Source organism: Megamonas sp. Calf98-2, assembly GCF_900110235.1.
In the GTDB taxonomy this organism is placed as follows: Bacteria; Bacillota; Negativicutes; order Selenomonadales; family Selenomonadaceae; genus Megamonas; species Megamonas funiformis.
On the sequence record NZ_FOCY01000005.1, the window covers coordinates 22,972 to 39,169 of the forward strand.

Sequence of the window (16,198 nt, forward strand, 5' to 3'; positions counted from 1 at the left end):
TAATAGTTTATTCAAGTTCGAATTTAGTACCGATTGGCAATAAATCAGTGAATGCTTTAGCATCTAATTCAGCTTCATTTTCAAATTGTAATTTTTCCAATTGAAGTAGACCTTTTCCAGTGCCGATGCAAAGTGGATTAGTGCTTACAATTTCACCGATATTTCCTGTTCCTTCGATTGGTTTTGCCCACCAGATGAATAATTTTTTATTATTCACATAGGTGAAAGCTCCAGGAAAAGGATGTGTAACGCCACGAATGAGATTGTATAAACTAACGGCGTCTTTAGAAAAATCCAATAAACCATCTTTAGGGCGACGTCTGCCAAATTTTGTGGCTTGTGTATCATCTTGTGGTGTCAAAGTAATAGTACCTGCCTCTATTTTTGGCAAACAATCTTTGATGATTTCACTAGCGATTTTACTAACTTTAATGAAAACATCTAAGGATGTATCTGTAAATGCTATATCAAATCCACGCTGGTCTACAATATCACCTTCATCGGCTTTTTCTGTCATGAGATGAAGTGTGGCACCAGTGTGTGTTTCACCATTTACTACAGCCCAATTGATACATGTTTGACCGCGATATTTAGGCAATAGAGCACCATGAAGATTATAAGCACCTAAACGTGGTTTTAAAATGATTTCATTAGGAATTAAACGGCGAAAATAGAAAGAGAAGATGATATCTGGATTTAAATTTAAGATATAATTAGTAGCTTCTTCATCTATTTTTTTTGGTCTAAATACAGGTATATTATTAGCTTTAGCCAAATCATATACAGAATGAAACCATATTTTTTCATCAGGATCATCTTGATGAGTATATACAGCTAAAATATTAGCTTTAGCTTCTATTAAAGCTTTAAGACAAGTATATCCAGGTTCACTATAGGCAAATACAACGATAGAAGGTCTATTCATCTTCTTTAGCACCGTCCTCATATATTTTTCTGATTATATAATGTGGTCGTTGCTGAATTTGCTTATAAATTCTACCAGTATATTCACCGATAATACCGAGAGCCATGATAGTAACACCGATTAAAAAGAAGTTTATGGCCATTAAAGTGAAAACGCCACCAGCTTCAGGACCTACGACAATGCGGCGTAAAATTAAATATAAGAAGAAGATAATACTTAAAAGGGAGATACCCATGCCACTCATAGTAACCATTTGTAGAGGAGCTATAGAAAAGCTTGTCATTAAGTCAAAATTTAAGCGGAGCAAACGGAAAAAGCTATATTTAGACTCGCCAAATTCACGTTCACGATGACTGACAGGAATTTCTATAGGATTTACTGCAAATTTTTGACCTAATGCAGGAATGAAAGTAGTACTTTCACGACTTTGAACGATGATATCGACAATGCGACGACTATATCCGCGGAGCATACAGCCATAATCACTGATATGCAAACCACTGATGCGATTAGTCATTCTGTTTACAAAGCGAGAAGCTACTTTTCTAAATAAAGGATCATGACGATTTTGACGACATGTGCCAATTACATCATAGCCTTCATCCATTTTGGCAATGATTTTAGGGATTTCTTCTGGTGGATTTTGAAGGTCAGCATCTAAAGTAATGATGTATTTTCCACGAACATTAGCAAAACCAGAAGTGATTGCCATATGCTGACCAAAATTACCATTTAAATCAATGACGCGAACAGTTTTTTCATGCTCTTTTTGAAAGTCATAGAGCATAGCAAATGATTTATCACGACTGCCATCATTGATAAAGATTATTTCAAAACTACGCTGTAAATTTTCCATTACAGGATAGAGTTCTTTAAATAATTGAGGGAGAGATTCTTCTTCATTGTAAACTGGAATTACAATAGAAATTTCAGGACTTCCTAGCATTTTTTAGTTATCAGCCTTTCATACCACAGATTTCTTTGATTGCTTCGATAACATCTGTTACATCTTCATCAGTCATTGCAGGGAAGAGTGGTAAGGAAACAATACGTTCAGATACATATTCAGAGTTTGGTAAATCGCCAGCTTTAAGACCAGTGAGTTCGCCAAAGCAAGTAAATAAATGAAGTGCTTGATAATGGTAAGCTGTACCGATATTTTTAGCACTCATTTTTGCCATGAAATCATCACGACTAAAACCGAGTTCATCAATATCAATTAGAGGTGTGTATATATGCCAAGAATGAACATTGCCTTCTTCAATTTCTGGAGGAAGGATTAAACCACGTACATCTTTTAATTCTCTTTGATAGCGAGCTACGATTTCACGACGACGATCATTGAATTCTTCAAGATGTGTGAGCTGGTCGCGACCGATAGCAGCTTGAATATCCATCATTTGATATTTTAAACCTGGACGGAAAATATCATAATGAGCTTTACCATTTGCTTGATAACGGTTCCAAGCCCCTTTACTCATACCATTTTGACGTTGCATAGACATGAGTTCAGCTGCTTCTTCATCATTTGTACAAATCATGCCACCTTCACCAGTTGTGATATTTTTTGTTGGGTGGAAGCTAAATACAGCAATATGACGAGCGCCACGACCAAAGCCGATTTTTTTACCTCTATATTCTGCACCAAGAGCATGAGCGGAGTCTTCGATAATGCCAAGATTATATTTTTGTGCAAGAGCTTCAAGTGCGTCCATATCGCAAGGGCGACCTGCAAAATGAACAGGAATGATAGCTTTTGTTTTTGGTGTGATAGCTTCTTCAATTTTATTTATATCAATATTAAATGTATGAGGGTCAATATCTACTAAAACAGGTTTACCACCAGCAAATACGATTGCATTTACAGTGCTAGCAAATGTCATAGGTGTAGTAATGACTTCATCACCAGGCTCGATAAGTGCCATTGCAGCGAGGTGTAAACCGGCAGTAGCAGAGTTTACGGAGATACCAAATTTGCAACCTACATAATTAGCAAATTTTTGTTCAAAATCTACTGTTTTAGGGCCCATAGCGAGCCAACCTTTACGAATAGAGTCTGCTACATCAGCAATAGCTTCTTCGCTAACCATAGGTTTAGCAAAAGGTAAAAATTCTTTACGCATTGAAATATTCCTCCAAATAATTTAACTATTATTTATTAATCAAAATAGTATATGACCCTTCAGTTAATACTTGTTTCGCTGGAGAAGTCAATACATTGAGACATTTATCTTTATAACGTTCTTTAACCACAATTATAATACGCTTTTGACTGTTCCACAAATCATTTAACTCTTCGCCATTGAAAAACCAACCTGCACCACTTGGATGTTCAGAGCCAAACTCAAGTTCACCTTTGAAATCAGCAAGAGCAACTCGTTGATTAGTGTAATATGGTATGCCGTGATAAAAATCGCCATAATTTACAATTAAAGCGTCTTGTGGATTTAATTCATTGATTTTTTGGCTTACATAATATGCAGATTGATTATTGTGTACTTGTTGTTGAACATCATGAAGACCTAAACCAAAGAAAAATCCCATGACACAAAGAACACTTACAGTGCAACGAAATCTTTTTGTTTTTATCCAAACAAAAATAGAGGCAATAGTACCGATGAATAATGTTGCTGTGAGTAAACCACCTTCAGCAATGAATTCATCAATTGTCAAATAATTAGAACTTAAGACATAGCCAACTAAAGCTCCAACAAAAGCTAAGCATAAGATGCTATTGATTAAAAAGCTATGACAAAGCCAAGAATTTTCATCTTCAAAACGTTTGATGGAAGCTGCAATTAAAATAGCAAGTGGCATCCAGCAAGGCATGATATATGGTACTAATTTAGAATCAGAAATAGAGTAGAAAATGAAAATGATAAAGAACCATAATAATAAGAAGATGATATCAAAGCGATTGCGCTGAGATGTTGTTTTACGAATAACACCTTTTTTACTAAATAAGGATAATAAAAATCCAGTCCAAGGTAACATGCCGATGATTACAAATGGAATGAAGAACCACCAAGGCTGGAATCTATCGTGCATTTTAGTTGTAAAACGCAAGAAATGCTCACGAACAAAGAAGAAATAAAAGAAATCATGGTTTGCTTGGCAAACAAGGTAAAACCATGGAACAGTAACGATGAGAAAAGCTAAAATTCCAGGTAGATAAAATAATTTTAAGAATAAACGAGGTCTTTTTGTTAAAATTGTATACCAAAATAAAATACCAAATGGTAAGATTATAGCAACTAAGCCCTTAGTTAAAACACCAAAGCCCATGGCGATATAAAAGGCAACAAGCCATTTTTTCTTTTCTGTGCGTTCAAAAGCATAGAAAAATACCATGCAGGCTGTCATAAATAAAGTCAGAGCCATATCTAAAATATTAATTGAGGCAACGATTAAATTTAAACAAGATGTGGCTAGAATAGCACTAGCGAGTAGACCTACTTTGCGAGAATACATCATTGTACCTAAAAATCCAGCAAGACCAACGCAACCGATAGCTGATAATGCAGGCAAGATACGTCCGGCAAATTCTGTAACGCCGAAAATTTTCATCATGATGGCAGTAAACCAATATTGAAAAGCAGGTTTTTCAAAGTATTCTACGCCGTTTAAATGTGGAGTGATAAAATCGCCACTAAGTAACATTTCACGAGGTATTTGATTGTAACGACCTTCATCAGGGTCCATTAAATGATAAGAGCCTAAATGGGCTAAATAGAGATAGAAAATAGCTAAAACAAATATTCCCAACAGTAATTTTTTATTTTTTAGACAAAAATCACGCAAGAAAAAACCTCCTAGATAAATGATTTTAAAAATATGTTTAAACTATATAATTATACTATTTTTTATATTTCTCTACAATCAAGATATAGTATAGATATCTAAAATGATTTTTTCCTGAAAGAATAATGCAAGATAGCGAAGATTTTTTTGATTTTTGCTGTAAGATTGTATTAGATGTGTTAAGATTAATAATTGATAAATAAAGGGAGATGAAATTTTGACAAATTTATTATTGATATTAACAGGTGTGTTGTTAAATGCAGCTGCTCAATTAGTTTTAAAAAAAGGTATGTCGCAGATAGGAAGCATACAAGTAGATATTAATTCCATATTGACCATGGTTTTAAAAGCTAGCACAAATATTTATGTATGGTCTGGGCTTATTTTCTATGTGATAAGTTTTGTTGTTTGGCTTATGGTACTTTCACGAGTAGAAGTAAGTTATGCTTATCCATTTTTAAGCATAGGTTATATCATAGCTGCTTTTGTGGGCTATTTTTATTTTGGCGAGTCAATGACTTTGAATAAAATAGGTGGTATCATCATCATTTGCTTGGGAGTATTTTTATTATATCGTTCTTGATAAAATTATATTATTAATTTGAACATAGAAGGATTTTATGATGAAAGCTAAAGATTATGTAAAAGTAGGATTAGTAATATCTATCGTTTTGCATGTAGGGATTTTTGCTCTAGGTGGATATGTTATGAATAATATAACAAAAGAATTAAACGAAAAATCAATGCTACAATCCTCTGCTGATGAAGATATTACGTATGTAGATATTGGAATAACTCAAGAGGACGAGTCAAATGATATAGTAGTTGAAGAGGCAGAAGACAGCAATGCTCAATCGGAAATAGTTGTTGATGAAGAAGAATTAGAAAAGCAAAAACCACCAATAGAAACAATTAATCCACCAGAAGAAAAAAAGCCAGAACCTGTAGTAAAAAAAGAACCTAGACACAAGTTTCGCACATATAAAGATACAAAAATTGTAGTTAAAGAGATATCAAAAGAAAATCTTGTATTGAATTTTAGCGATGTAAAAGATTCTAAGGATTTAATGCCAACTTATAAACATAAAGAAAAGCCTGTTTATGATTATAATTTAGTACCAGAAGGCGAAGCTATTATCATAGTAGTGGAATATATCATGGACGAGCAGGGCAAAATAATACAGGCTTATCCTGTGTTACCTGCTGAAAAATCTGATTTAGGTTTAAGTGAAGAAGAATATCAAGATTTAAATACAGCATGTATACAAGCTTTAGAAAAATATGAAATTATTCCACCTAAGGATAAAAGAGGAAATATTCCTCAACAGGAAAAATTTATCTTAACTCATGATGGTGCAGTAGAAAAATTTGAGTTTTAAATAAAAAATAGCATGTTAAAGGTTATGTTGAATTTCGTAATCTTTAACATGCTTTTTTATTTAGTTATGAGTGATGATTAAATATTTATTAGTTTCAAAGTAAATAACAGCATTTTCATCATTTAATTCAGCTAAACATTCTTGTTTATATTTTTGAGGAACGACTAATATCGCATAAGGATTTTGTTGCCATGTGGACAGAAATTCTTCTTTGTTAAAGAACCAGCCCTGTCCGCTATCGTGTTTAGAGCCAAATTCTAATTCACCTAGATAATCGTAAATGGCAATGCGGGATTTTGTATAAAATGGTAAATCTTGAAGATAATCTTTATAGGAGATTATTAGCGTATCTTTTGTTTTTAAAGTATTTACTACTTGAGCAATTTCTTTTCCTGTGCGATGTTGGGCCACTTGTGTGATTACAGGTTGCAAAGAAAAGCTAAATAAAATAGCAGATATAGCATAAATTGCGATTATTTGTGAGAAATTTTTATATTTATACCAAGATATAAATATTATTAGATTAGAGATGAATAGCACTAAAATGATGAAACTGCCAGAAAAGATAAATTCCTCTAAACTGATGAAATCGCTTTTAATAGCTGTTACGATTAAAGCAACAATGATGAGCAGGGAAATAAAAGCGTTAATGAATAGAGCAATTTTTATTTTAGTTGTCTGATAAGAAATGTGATTTAAATGACGACTAATCAATATAGCCATAGGCATCAAACAAGGAACTATATAAGGTACGAGTTTAGAGTCTGACATGGAGTAAAAAACAAAAATTATACTAAACCATAGACATAAATAAATATATTTATGTCTATGAGGATTAGTTATAAATTTATACCATGTTCTTTTTGGTGATTTGGATAATAAAGAGGAGATAAAAAATCCAGTCCATGGGAAAATTCCTAAAATGATACAAGGTATGAAGAAATAAAAAGGTTGATAACGGTCATGAACTTTAGTTAAATAGCGTAAAAAATGTTCATGGATAAAAAAGAAATAGAAGAAGTCTGGATTATCTTTGCAAACTAAATAAAACCATGGCACACAAATTACGAGAAAAATTAATATACCGATAAGAGAAATACTTTTCAATAGTAGTTTTAAATTTTTAGTGAGCAAACAATAACAAAATATAATGGCAATAGTTAAAACAATAGCGATTAGACCTTTTGTCAGAGTACCAAAAGCCATAGAAGCGTAAAATATATATAGATATTTTGATTTTAATGTAGTGCTAAATTGATAATAACTCACCATAGATAGGGTGATGAAAAAAGATATTGCCATATCTAAGATATTTAAAGAGCCTATAATTAAATAAAGAAAAGAACTGCCAATTATAATGCTAGCTAGAAAACCTGTTTGGCGATTAAACATCTTAGTAGCTAAATATCCTGTTAAATAAATACCCCCTAAAGCACATAGAGCAGGAAATAAACGCACGGCAAATTCATTTTCGCCAAATATATACATAAAAAAAGCTGTAATCCAGTATTGAAGGATGGGCTTTTCAAAATACTCTACGCCATTTAAATGTGGAGTAATGAAATTTTTATTAGCAAGCATTTCGCGAGGAATTTCAGCATATCTACCTTCGTCAGGGTTTATCAAGGGGTATAGACCGAGATGCCAGAGGTATAAAATTATGAAGATTATAGCTATAGTAAAAATAGAAGTTTTGTCGAGATTTTTAAAGTCGAATAATTGAGATGAAGTTTGCTGCGATTTCATAAAAATAACTCCTTTATGATTAATTTAAGAAAATCATAAAGGAGCATTCTGAAAAAAAGCTGAAGTGAAAATAAAAAATACAATATTAATTTTTAGAGATTATTAAAGTAAAACAAGAACCTTTTTCTTTATTATTTTCAACGAGAATATTACTGTGATTTTTTTGAGCGAGTATTTGAGCTATTGATAAACCAAGACCATTACCATAATAAGTGCGAGTATTATTAGCACGATAAAATGGCTTAAATATATGCGGTAAGTCTTCAATGGATATGCCAGGACCACTATCTTTGATGGCAATTTTTATACATTGTTTATCTTCTGTTATAGTGATAAAAATAGAACTATTTTCATCACTGTATTTAATAGCATTATCCACTAAGATGGCTAATATTTGTTCAATATGAGACATATCAGCTGTTATAAAAATATTTGGAGGGTTAGAAATTTTGAGGGTGATTTGTTTATTTTTAGCTAATAAAGAAAATTTAGTGTAGATTTTATTAATGAGATTGTTGAGGTTAAATTTAGTGCTATGCACAGTTAATGTATTATTAGTATTTCTTGCAGATAATAATAAATTGTCAATGAGTTTTTTCATCTTTAAGCTTTCATCATTAATATCATCAATAGTATCTATGGAAAATTTAGAGAGATTATTTTCATCATCTGTTTTTAATACAGTTAATCCAGACATTATAATGCTTAAAGGTGTTCGCAATTCATGAGAGGCATTGGCAATAAACTGTTTTTGTTGCTCAAACGATTGAACGACAGGTTGCATAGCTTTATTTGCCATTTTATAAGCGACATAGCGTACAAAAAATAAGGATAAAGAAATAATTATTAATAAAATGAAGAATATGCGAATTTGTTCACGCACCCAATGAGTTATTTCTATGCCAACATAGACTTCACCTAAAAATACATTATTTTCTAAGAGTGGATAGCGCATATAAATTAAATATTTCAAATGGCGATTATCAACTAAATTAAAATCAAAATATACCTTATGAAAAGAAAGTGAATTATCATTAATAATTTTAGTGATAGATTTTTCAGACCATTCCATATTATTATGTTCAAATACTAATTGATGGTCTTTAGTATATTCATAGATGAAAATTTTATTGAAATAATTGTCTTCTTCAGGCGAGTTATCATCATCTTTAGGAAAATTTTTTAAATCCTTAGTATTGATTTTATAAAATAAGTCTTCACTTTCTTCAATAGCAAGCATTTTTATATGAGATAATTGGCTTTTATATGATATAGAAAAACCTACAATATATAAAGAAAATGATACAAATAATAATAGTAATACAGTAAGATAGCAATAATCTTTAACGATTTTTTCTTTGAATTTTGTAAACATATTATATATCCATTTCAAATTTATAACCGATACCACGAATGGTATGAATACAATCACTTAATGATAATTTAGTTAATTTTTGACGTAGAGATTTTATTGTTACATCTAAAGTATTGGAATTTATATTAGTATCATATCCCCAGATTTTATCAATAATTTGTTCACGAGGTAAAATTTGATGTGTATTTCTAATTAATAATTCCATGAGTTGATTTTCTCTAGGGCTTAAAGATACTTCTATTTGTTTATAAGTCAAAATAGCATTGCAACAATTTAATTTTAGATTGTTATATTCAATGATATCATTATAAAATGTTTTGTTGATGCGACGAGATAGAGCTCTTATTCTAGCTAGTAGCTCTGGAAATTCAAATGGTTTGGCTAAATAATCATCGGCTCCACTATCTAAACCATCAATTTTATCTTCAAGAGAATCCCTAGCTGTTAACATTAAAATAGCAGTTTGATTATTTTTTGCTCGCAGATATCTACATACTTCGATACCGGATTTTAAAGGCATCATCCAATCTAAAATGATGATATCATAATCTGATAAATTAGCATAATCAATAGCATCTTGTCCATTATATACACAATCTACAATGTAATTTTCTTTTTTTAGAAGAAAATCAATCATTTTAGATAATCTTTTATCATCTTCAGCAAATAATATTCGCATAGAAACACCTACTTTTCTAATTTAATATTATGAAGTATATGATATTTAATATTTTATAGTATTGGCATATAAAAATAAATATAGCGTGAAATTTTACTTTTATTTTATTTAAATATATTTTGTTACATATTTTTTACATATCCTTAATATAGTTTTTACAAACTATTGATTTAAATTTAAAAAAATCTTTTTATAATAGTAACCGTTTTGAAATATTTCTCTGAAAAATTAATCGGAGTTATTTTGAGCAAATTTGTTTTTACTTTTTTTAGGTAGAGTATATTAATCATTTTTGGAGGAATATTTAATGTTTAAGAAAAAGCTTATTACAAGTGCAATCACCGCAAGTTTAATGATGGGAATAGCAAGTACATCTTTTGCAGCAACTAATCCATTTAGTGATGTGCCAGCTGATAGTTGGGCATATGATGCAGTTACTACACTTGCTAATGATGGTGTGATTGATGGTTATCCAGATGGTACATATCAAGGTCAAAATACTATGACTCGTTATGAAATGGCACAGATTGTAGCACGAGCTATGGCAAGAACTGATCTTGAAAAAGCGGACAAAGCAATTGTTGATAAATTAGCTGCTGAATTTGCAGAAGAATTAGATAATCTTGGTGTTCGTGTGTCTGATTTAGAGAAGAAATCCGATAATATAAAATGGAAGGGCGAATTAAAATATAAGTATGTTCAAGCTAATCATGATGCCAAAAAAGATAAACGTTCAAATAAATTAGAATTTAAACTTGAACCAAAAGCTTATATTGGCAATTCCGATTGGACAGCTAATGCTAAAATTGAATATACAATGTATCCAGAAACAGATAGCAATGCAGATGGTGTAAAAGTAAGTAAGGCATATGTAGAAGGACCTTTATTTGGTGCAACAGTAACAGCTGGTAGAACTTCTTTAGATATTTGTCAGGGCATGATTTTTGATGATGAAATTTCTGGTATGACAGCAGATTTTGGTAGTGATGTATTTAATACAAATATAGCTATTGGTCGCTATAGTGAAAATGATCATGATGGTGAAATCCCTGATGGTAAAACAGCAAAAGATATCACTGCTGATTACTATGGTGTACAATTTGATTACACACCAAACGATAATTTAGCATTCAATGCAGGTTATATTTTATTGAGTGGATTAGATAAAGATGTTGAATTAGATTTAGACGTTGATGATAATAAAGCTAATTTATGGTATGCAGGTGGCAAATATAATTTTGATAAAAATGTAGCATTAGTTGGTCAATATTTACAAAATGCTGATGCTAATAGCTATGATAAAGCAGGTAGTGTAGAAGTACAGTATAAAGGCGCAAATGCAAAAGATGCAGGTTCTTGGGGAGCATATATAGGATATCGTCATCTCGGTGAAAATGTAACTATTGAAACAGGTTATGATGAGGCTGCAGAAGGTCAAAAAGGACTTGTAGCTGGTGTAGAATATGTATTTACTCAAAATGTAATAGGTTCACTTTTATATTTTGACGGTAAGGATTTAAAGACAGATACAGATGCTAATACTGTATATACTAGCTTAAAATTTAAATTTTAACCTTATAGAGCAAGAAACTTTCACTTGTAGTTATTAGCGAAAGTGGTGGAAGTATATCACTTAAAGAGAATATTATTTATTAGAGATTTGGAGCAATGAGAATGTTTTATTTAAAAAAAAGAAGAAAGCAAATGATTGCACTTTGTTTAAGTGCAGCTTTAAGTGTAGGCTCTTTAACAGCTTATGCGGCAACAGAATATTGGAATGATGCTTCTACAAAACCAATGGTAGAAACTAAAACACCTATTTCTGATAATACTAATTGGGAACAGTGGAAAGCTGGCTGGGATAATTTAAAAACAAATTATGAACAGGTAGCACTTACACCAGGCGCTGATTTTTCTAAATTAAATTTTGGTTGGTATTCTAAAGAAAAAACAGATAAAGCAATGGTACGTATTGCTGATAATAAAGAAATGAAAAATGCCAAAGAATTTAAAGGTACTTGTACAGAAGGTACTGTAATCAATGGTGTGCAGTATTATAGCAATAAAGTAACAGCTGATGGTTTTAAACCAAATAGCACATATTATTATCAAGTAAAATTAAATGGTGAATGGCAACAAGCTCAAGAATATAAAACAGGTGATCCAGATAATTTCAGCTTTATGTTTGTAGGTGACCCACAGATTGGTTCTTCATATAAACAAAAAAATGCAGAATCTAATGGTAAAAAATTAGGTAACGATTTAGCTGCTAGAAATGACTCTTATAACTGGAATGTAACTTTAAATAAAGCAATGGAACAACATCCAGAAATTGACTTTTTAGTATCCCCTGGTGACCAGGTAAGTGTAAAAGGTAATGAAGACGCAAAAGATTTAAAAGAACAAGAAGACCAATATTCTGGATATCTTTCCGCCTCTGTACTTCGCAATTTACCACAGGCAGTAGCTATTGGTAACCATGATTGTAGCTCTGCAAGCTATCAAAATCACTTCAATAATCCAAATCCATTCCTTGAAGAATCTACACCAACACCTGCTGGTAACGGATATTTTTATAGTTATGGTAATGCTTTATTCATTGTTATTAATGCTAATAACTATAATGCAGCAGACCATAAAGCTTTGATTGAAAAAGCTATCAAAGAAAATCCAAATGCAAAATGGCGTATTGTTGTAATGCACCAAGATATTTATGGTTCAGGTTTAGACCATTCAGATTCTGATGGCATTATCTTGCGTACACAATTGACACCAATTTTTGATGCAAATGATATTGATGTAGTATTACAAGGTCATGATCATAGCTATGCACGTACTTATCAGCTTACAAGTGATGGACAGGCACATGATGAATTCTTAGAATACAAACAAGATCAAGGTGGATTTAACCACGATAATTTTGATGAACGCTTTGAAAAAGATGGCGTATTTAGAGCATATTATAAATCTCAAAATCTTTGCTACAATATAGCCGATAAATCACAAGGTACAGTTGTAAATCCAGAAGGTGTATTTTATTTGACTTCTAACTCTGCAACTGGTTCTAAATTCTATAATTTAATTCCAGAACAACAAGATTATGTAGCAGCTCGTAGTCAAAATTGGAGACCATCTTATTCTGTAATCAACATTACAAAAGATAGTTTCACTGTTAATACTTATGATGTAGAAACAGGTGAAGCAATAGATAGCTCCTATACAATTATAAAAAAATAAATGATGATTTGATATAAAAGTGATAAGAATTTTTCTTATCACTTTTATTTTACAGTTATTTTTGTATATATTTATTTAAATTTTACGTTACGTTTACAGTATTTTTAAAAATAAAATATAGAATAAATATATCTACAAAAGATATAGAAATTATCTTACTTTTGATTAGAACTAAGGAGAGTGACTTTTGTGTTTTATTTGAAAAAAAATAAAAAAAGAATGTTAGCTTTATGCTTAAGTGCAGCACTTAGTGTAGGCTCTTTAACTGTTTATGCGGCAACAGAACAATGGAATGATGCTTCTTTAACACCAGCTTTTACTACTAAAACAGATGTATCAGAACATACAGATTGGGCAGATTGGAAAGCTAACTGGGATAAAATTAAAACAAATTATGAACAAGTTGCTTTAATTCCAGGCTCCGATTTTTCTAAATTAAATTTTGGTTGGTATTCTAAAGAAAAAGCAAATGAAGCTGTAGTGCGTATTGCTGATAATAAAGATATGAAAAACGCTAAAGAATTTAAAGGTACTTGTACAGAAGGTACTGTAATCAATGGTGTGCAGTATTATAGCAATAAAGTAACAGCTGATGGCTTTGAACCAAATACTACATATTATTATCAGGTAAAATTAAATGGTAAATGGCAACAAGCTCATGAATATAAAACAGGCGATCCACATAATTTCTCATTTATGTATGTAGGTGACCCACAGATTGGTGCTTCTAAAGGTCAAGTTCCAAATGAAAGTGCTGTAGAACAAAGTGAAGATGTTGCAGCTAGAAATGATGCTTATAACTGGAATAAAACATTAAATAGTGCTTTAGCACAACATCCAGAAATTAATTTCTTAGTATCTCCTGGTGACCAAATTAATGAACCAGCTGGTAATAATGCTGAAAAACATTTATTACAGGAATATGAATACTCCGGATATTTATCTGCAACAGCTTTCCGCAATTTACCACAAGCAGTAGCTATTGGTAACCATGATTGCTTGACTACTAGCTATCAAAATCACTTCAATGTGCCAAATCCATTTACAGCAGAAACTAATTCTACAGTTGCAGGTCATGGATATTATTATACTTATGGCAGTGCTTTATTCATTGTCATCAATGCTAATAACTATAATGCAGCTGACCATAAAGCTTTAGTAGAAAAAGCAGTAAAAGAAAATCCAAATGCAAAATGGCGTATTGTTGTAATGCATCAAGATATCTACGGTTCAGGTTTAGACCACTCTGACTCTGATGGTATTATTTTACGTAACCAATTAACACCTATCTTTGATGCAAATGATATCGACGTAGTATTACAAGGTCATGACCATACTTATGCTCGTACTTATCAGCTTACAAGTGATGGTAAACAATATGATGATTTTGCAGAATATAAAGTAGGTCAACATGGACAAGACCATAAAGTACTTGATAATAAATTAAAATCTGACAGTGCTTTCAAAGAATACTATACTTCTCAAAATCGTTGCTACACTATTGCTGATATGAAACAAGGCACTTTAGTAAATCCAGAAGGTGTATTCTACATGACTTCTAACTCTGCAACTGGTTCTAAATTCTATAATTTAATTGAACAGCAACAAGATTATGTAGCTGCTCGTAGCCAGACTTGGAGACCAACATATTCTGTAATCAATATTACTGATGATAAATTTACTATTAACACATATGATGCTCAAACAGGCACACCAATCGATGAAGCTTATAGCATTATTAAGAGATAATAAGTAAGATTTAATTTTTCTCTAACTGCGGTAAAGTATATGCTTTACCGCAGTTTTTACATTAAAGAAATTAATATAATGATAATAAGAGAGGAATTTTTTATGAATTTGTTAAAAAATATTTGGGTTCGTGGGATTATAATTATTTGTATATTAATAGGTGGTTTTTTCTTTTTACAATCGTATAATCAGGTAGAAAAACCAACTTTAGTAAATACACAAGGGCGCGCTTTTGAAAAAGCAACAGTAGTGGAAGTTTTAAAAGATAATATACAAGAAGATGGTTCTCGTGTGGGCGACCAAGTTGTATTATTACAGATGGAAACTGGACCACAAAAAGGGCAGATTTTGGAGGCAAATAGTCCTAATGGATTATTATTTGGAACAGCATGTAAGCCGGGTTTAGAAGTAATCACTATTTCTAGTGTAGTGGGGCAATTACATGTTACTACTGTATATAATGTAGACCGTTCTATGCCAATATATATTTTTATAGCTATTTTCTTGATTTCACTTTGTATTATCGGTGGGAAAAAAGGCGTAAAATCGGCAATTGCACTTATTTTTAGTTTTATTTGTTTTGTATTTGTATTTTTCCCTATGATAATGAAGGGAACTTCTCCATCTTTAGCTGCTATTTTTACAGCGACAATTGTTACAGCTATGACTATTTGCTTGATTAATGGTTTTACGATAAAAGCTTTATCTGCTATTTTGGCAACTTTTTTGGGCTTATTAATTGCAGGTTTGACAGCAGATATTTTTGGCTATTTCACATCACTTTCAGGTTATAATGTATCCAATATTGAAGCATTATTATTTATTGGACAAAATACTTTAATTGATGTAGGTCAATTACTTTTTGCTGGTGTTTTATTTGCAAGTTTAGGTGCTGTAATGGATATAGCAATGGACGTATCTTCAGCAGTACAAGAATTGCATGTTAAAAATCCAGAATTAACACCTAAAGAATTATTTAAAAGCGGTATGAATGTTGGACGAGATATTATGGGTACAATGTCAACAACACTTATTTTAGCTTTCTTTGGTGGTTCTCTTGGTGTATGGGTATTAGATTATGTTTATGATTTACCATATTTGCAATTGATAAATTCAAATTCTATTGGTATAGAAATCATGCAAGGGATATCTGGTAGCTTTGGCGTTATTTTAACAGTGCCAATAGTAGCATTATTTTCTGCATGGCTTCCTCATTATTTAGAAAACAAAAAATAAGAATTATATTGTTTTGAGAATAAAAAAGAGATTATGGTTTGGATAATAAACCATAATCTCTTTTAGTTTAT

General features: G+C 31.4%; 13 protein-coding genes. 6 read left to right on the plus strand and 7 right to left on the minus strand.

Annotation, left to right across the window (positions count from 1 at the left end):
- Positions 1-7: 7 nt before the first annotated feature.
- The 4 genes from BMX03_RS02440 to BMX03_RS02455 are packed head-to-tail and all read right to left on the minus strand — an operon-like array spanning position 8 to position 4,726.
- Positions 8-925: a formyltransferase gene (locus tag BMX03_RS02440; RefSeq protein WP_022228437.1), complete on the minus strand. Its 918-nt coding sequence runs from the start codon at positions 923-925 to the stop codon at positions 8-10.
- A complete protein-coding gene (locus BMX03_RS02445; protein ID WP_015561836.1) occupies positions 918-1,871 on the minus strand; it encodes a glycosyltransferase in 954 nt (317 codons plus the stop codon). Before BMX03_RS02445 ends, BMX03_RS02440 begins: the two co-directional genes overlap by 8 nt.
- Positions 1,872-1,881: 10 nt before the next feature.
- Positions 1,882-3,048, minus strand: coding sequence for a DegT/DnrJ/EryC1/StrS family aminotransferase (locus BMX03_RS02450; protein WP_015561835.1), 1,167 nt, complete (start codon positions 3,046-3,048; stop codon positions 1,882-1,884).
- 28 nt (positions 3,049-3,076) lie between these two features.
- The gene (locus BMX03_RS02455; RefSeq protein ID WP_091693544.1) at positions 3,077-4,726 is read right to left on the minus strand and encodes a phospholipid carrier-dependent glycosyltransferase; all 1,650 of its coding nucleotides are present in this window, start codon (positions 4,724-4,726) and stop codon (positions 3,077-3,079) included.
- A 217-nt stretch (positions 4,727-4,943) separates the two neighbouring features.
- Between BMX03_RS02455 and BMX03_RS02460 the strand changes: the two genes are divergently transcribed.
- Positions 4,944-5,309 carry an EamA family transporter gene (locus tag BMX03_RS02460; protein WP_008539496.1) on the plus strand — a complete coding sequence of 122 codons (366 nt, stop codon included), beginning with the start codon at positions 4,944-4,946 and terminating at the stop codon, positions 5,307-5,309.
- Positions 5,310-5,346: 37 nt separating this feature from the next.
- Positions 5,347-6,105, plus strand: coding sequence for a hypothetical protein (locus BMX03_RS02465; protein ID WP_022228435.1), 759 nt, complete (start codon positions 5,347-5,349; stop codon positions 6,103-6,105).
- Positions 6,106-6,165: 60 nt separating this feature from the next.
- Here the strand turns inward: BMX03_RS02465 and BMX03_RS02470 are convergent, their stop codons facing one another.
- From BMX03_RS02470 to BMX03_RS02480, 3 genes are all read right to left on the minus strand, one after another.
- On the minus strand, positions 6,166-7,851 hold the full coding sequence (locus tag BMX03_RS02470) for a phospholipid carrier-dependent glycosyltransferase (protein WP_091693547.1): 1,686 nt from the start codon (positions 7,849-7,851) through the stop codon (positions 6,166-6,168).
- An 85-nt stretch (positions 7,852-7,936) separates the two neighbouring features.
- Positions 7,937-9,226 carry a sensor histidine kinase gene (locus BMX03_RS02475; RefSeq protein ID WP_091693550.1) on the minus strand — a complete coding sequence of 430 codons (1,290 nt, stop codon included), beginning with the start codon at positions 9,224-9,226 and terminating at the stop codon, positions 7,937-7,939.
- 1 nt (position 9,227) lies between these two features.
- Positions 9,228-9,905 carry a response regulator transcription factor gene (locus BMX03_RS02480; protein ID WP_022228432.1) on the minus strand — a complete coding sequence of 226 codons (678 nt, stop codon included), beginning with the start codon at positions 9,903-9,905 and terminating at the stop codon, positions 9,228-9,230.
- A gap of 307 nt (positions 9,906-10,212) precedes the next feature.
- Between BMX03_RS02480 and BMX03_RS02485 the strand changes: the two genes are divergently transcribed.
- The 4 genes from BMX03_RS02485 to BMX03_RS02500 all read left to right on the plus strand — a co-directional run bounded on the left by BMX03_RS02485 (position 10,213) and on the right by BMX03_RS02500 (position 16,127).
- The gene (locus BMX03_RS02485; protein WP_075554902.1) at positions 10,213-11,478 is read left to right on the plus strand and encodes an S-layer homology domain-containing protein; all 1,266 of its coding nucleotides are present in this window, start codon (positions 10,213-10,215) and stop codon (positions 11,476-11,478) included.
- Between the two features lie 101 nt (positions 11,479-11,579).
- Positions 11,580-13,142, plus strand: coding sequence for a purple acid phosphatase family protein (locus BMX03_RS02490; protein WP_075554901.1), 1,563 nt, complete (start codon positions 11,580-11,582; stop codon positions 13,140-13,142).
- Between the two features lie 219 nt (positions 13,143-13,361).
- A complete protein-coding gene (locus BMX03_RS02495; RefSeq protein ID WP_177159341.1) occupies positions 13,362-14,891 on the plus strand; it encodes a purple acid phosphatase family protein in 1,530 nt (509 codons plus the stop codon).
- Positions 14,892-14,993: 102 nt separating this feature from the next.
- The gene (locus BMX03_RS02500) at positions 14,994-16,127 is read left to right on the plus strand and encodes a YibE/F family protein (RefSeq protein ID WP_091693555.1); all 1,134 of its coding nucleotides are present in this window, start codon (positions 14,994-14,996) and stop codon (positions 16,125-16,127) included.
- Positions 16,128-16,198: the final 71 nt, after the last annotated feature.